The organism is Chryseobacterium ginsengisoli (assembly GCF_039542325.1).
Classification (GTDB): Bacteria; Bacteroidota; Bacteroidia; order Flavobacteriales; family Weeksellaceae; genus Chryseobacterium; species Chryseobacterium ginsengisoli.
Map to the genome: position 1 here is coordinate 1 of NZ_BAABHX010000018.1, position 4,199 is coordinate 4,199.

General features: G+C 30.0%; 2 protein-coding genes. Both read left to right on the forward strand.

Annotated elements, in window-relative coordinates; translation table 11 throughout:
* On the forward strand, positions 1-458 hold a 458-nt coding region (locus tag ABD940_RS22790), incomplete at its 5' end, for a T9SS type A sorting domain-containing protein (protein WP_345208864.1).
* Between the two features lie 8 nt (positions 459-466).
* Positions 467-4,084 carry a DUF5977 domain-containing protein gene (locus ABD940_RS22795; RefSeq protein WP_345208866.1) on the forward strand — a complete coding sequence of 1,206 codons (3,618 nt, stop codon included), beginning with the start codon at positions 467-469 and terminating at the stop codon, positions 4,082-4,084.
* Positions 4,085-4,199: the final 115 nt, after the last annotated feature.

Genomic DNA, 4,199 nt, shown 5'->3' on the forward strand with positions numbered 1-4,199 from the left:
ATGAAACTTTTTGGATGCTATATTTAGACCAAAACGGTAATGAGCAGTGGAGAAAACATGTGAAAGGAGAATCAAGAAAACATGAAGAAAGGCTGTCCGATATTAAACTGAACAGAGACGGATCGATCATTCTTGCCGGAACAAGTGCGGAAGAATTAGGAAAAGAAAACTGGAAGATTGTAAAACTGGGAGACAGGCAGCTCGATCAGCTGATTGAAAAACAGGATATTAAGATTTATCCGAATCCTGTATCGGATTATGCGTATGTAGAAATCGGTTTTGATTTTAAAGATGCAGAGATTGTGATGTATGACATGGGAGGAAGACAGCTGCAGAGTGTTAAAACTAAAAATAAGGTGACCAAGATCAATACCCAGCCACTAATTCAGGGAGCGTATCTGATTTCTGTGAAAACCGATGCGAATAAAACGGCAAGTGCCAAACTGATTAAAAAATAAAATTACAAATGAAGAAAAATATTAACACAATAATAAAATTAATTTTATTCTGCTTTTTTGCAGTTTTAGGAAATTTGACATATGCACAGGCAAATTATTCTAACTACTATTTTCCTGAATCTCCTAAAGCACCATCAAGCGAAGCATTTTTAAAATACGGAGGAATACAAAACAGTGAATATACAGGAAGTAATAGTCCTAGCATCAATTTATTTAACTTAAAATCTGGAGATATTAATTTACCTGTTAGCTTAAATTATATTTCAGGAAATGGAATTAAAGTAACAGAGGAAGCAACTCAAGTTGGACTTGGATGGAGCATAAGTTTTCCAACTATTGTGCAAAATATATATGGATATGATGATTTTTCTACTAATACTCGTTTTAGACTGGATTTTGCCAAATCTACACTTCCTTATGCAAGTAGTTTCCCATTACAAAATGGTCCTACTAACTTTAATCAGACCCCATCGTTTGATACATACGGGTACTTTATGGCGACAAATAATAATGTACCCAGAAATGGAAATTTCACTAGTTTATTTACAAATTTTGCAGCCGTAGATATGCAGCCTGATATTTTCATTCTTAATTTATTTGGCGAAAAAGTTGAATTTATAATTTCAAATTTTGATAACTATACTGCAGGCAATAACTCTACAATTTATTTTACATCTTTAAATAAAAAAGGCTATGTAATAAAGAAAACAACAGAAGGATTTGAGATAAAAGATCCAAAAGGCTTTACATATAAATTTAATAATATTGAAAAAATTGAATCCGCAGGTGGAGGAGCATATCAGGTGAGTGGAATAAATTATCTAATCACTGAAATTATCGATATCAATAATCGTAAAATCTTATTTAGTTATAATAACATAGATACTTTACTAAATCTCCCATCTTATTCCAGTTTTTTAAATTATACCACAAATTATTATCAAAACTATTGTCAGTTAGCATCCTCTAATGATTTAGAATCTTTTGCCATTAATGATCCTTCTCCAGTGCCAAACCCTAATAAGTTTAATGGGCTAAACAAATTTGAGAATAATATTTTAATTAGTTCTCAAAAGCAAAATTATCTTTTACCTTCAAGCATAGTTAGTGATAATGGAAAATTATTATTTAATTATTCTGACAGAATTGACATAGGAACTAAAAAGCTAGATAAAATTACTTTATTGACATTCAACAATATAGTTGCTGATGAATGTGAATTTAATTATGATTATTTTTTACCAAAATCTGTTGATCCTTCAAATATTCCCGTTGGATATGTATACAGCATAGACAGAAACAAAAGGCTAAAATTAATTTCTCTAAAGAAAAAAAACGAAGAAAAATATACTTTTTCTTATAATGAGACTGCACTACCCCCAAAGAATTCTTATGCTACAGATTACTGGGGATATGCCAACGGAGGATTTAATAATAAAACTGCTCATTTGAATCCAAACGATTTTAATTATAATATTTCTATTCCGATTACAGAAATAAATAATAACAAAAAAGTTCCAGATATTAACTTTGCTAAGAGTGGTATTTTAGAAAAAATATATTATCCTACAAAAGGATACTCTTCATTTATTTATGAACTAAATGAAGCACCAAACTTATTTTATCAATTTAATAATTATAAATACGATAAAGGAAATGGATTGAGATTAGTAGCGCAAAAAAATTATGATTTTAATAATGATTTCTTGGGTAGCACAGTTTTTAAATATGAATCTGGTTTAACTCCTAATCCAATCCTTATGTTAAGACAAGACAAAGCAGAAATCTTTTTTGAAATAGGTGATTGTGCAGGAAAGCCAGTAGTAAAGACTATACAAGCTCAATTTGTTGCTATGTATTCTAGTTCTATAAATAATACTTTTGCTTTGTCATCTGGTAATAGTATTGGATATTCTAAAGTAATAAAAAAAGACTTAGATGTAAACAATAATATAAAAGGTAAAATAGAAACCACTTTTTCTAATAATGAAGATATTCATTATAATACCTCAAGTTACACTAGACCAATATTTTTACCTTCAGTAAAAGGTAATAAATTTGAAAATGGAACTATACTAAATATAGCAGTTTTTGACAATAATTCTGTAAAATTAAAAGAAGAAAAATACAATTATTCCTTACAAAACTCTCCGATTACTTACGGTGTCACAATGATACATCCAATGTTTAATTCATATGTCAGTAACCAATTTGGCACCAATCCAGGAGATCCTAATTATGTACAACATTATAAATCCGCTATAGGCTATTATCCTATATATTCTACAGAAACAATATTAACAGATAAAGAAAATACAGAATATATAAATAGTGATTCTTTAGTGACGAGAACTGACTTGTCATATAACAGTAATAATTTTATTACTGCTAAGTCTCTTAAATTCCCAGATGGAAAATATAATGTAGAAAAAACAAAATATTCTACTGAAAAAAACAATATAAAATTAATTAATTCAAATATTCTTAATGTTCCACTAGAAAAAGAAACAATTGGAAACGTAATTAATGGTTCATCAAAAAGAACATCCTTAATAGAGACAAAATATGATAATTCTAATCATTTAAACCCCACATCTGTTATTTCTTATGAACAAAACGTTATTAACGGTCAAAATATCCCAATGACTGAAGTAACATATGATCTATATGATAACAAAGGTAACCTTCTGCAATACACAACGAAGTCAGGTATTCCAACAACAGTCATTTGGGGGTACAATCAAACACAAATTATAGCTAAAATAGAAGGTGGAAGTTATTCACAAATAATGCAGGCTTTCGGTTTAGACCCAAATAATGCTACATCTTATCTGCAATTAGAGATAGTAAGTAAATCAGATTTAGATATTGATACTCTCAGTGAGGATCTTCTACTCTCAAAATTAGATATTTTTAAGAAGAAGACAGAGTTTAAAGATTTTATTATTACAACTTACACATATGATCCTTTAGTAGGTGTTAAAACCATAACATCAGATTCTGGATTTAGAGAATTTTATAAATATAATCCACAAAATAAGCTTGAAAAAATAGTTGATTCCGAAAATAACATTTTAAAAGAATTTAAATACAATTATGCTCCTAGATTGTATTACAACTCAGTACAAAGTCAGCCATTTACCAGAAATAATTGTGGATCAGGTGCAATCGGAGGAATCTATACTTATACCGTACAGGAAAATATCTATTCATCTTATGACAGTCAGGCAGCCGCTGATCAACAGGCTCAAAATGACATTAGTGCTAATGGACAAAACGTTGCTAATATAAACGGAACATGTACTCCAATAAATTGTCCGTTAAGTATGTATATAAATGGTGGCGGTAGTGTATCAGTATTAAATCAAAACTACAGAGTCCAAATAGGGTTTTCTTCAGGAGTTGGAAAACCTTGGACGACTACAGGAGTGATCATAGGAAAAATTAATGGTACGTGTGTTCCTCAAACCGAAAAAACTATCAACAGTTACAGTGGAGGCTATATTTGGGAAATATTAATAAAAACCAATGGAGAGCTACATGTAAAAAAGTTGGAAGGTTTAGGATCTACAGGAGTTCCTGATAATACTTCATACAATTTAGATTTCACATTTCCTATAAACTAAAAACGATGAAAAAGATATTAATCCCCATAGGAACTTTGCTTATATCAGGTTTGGTTCACGCTCAGCTGAGTTCCACAGAAAATTATATCCAAAGCAGGACTTATTTAGAGCCTGT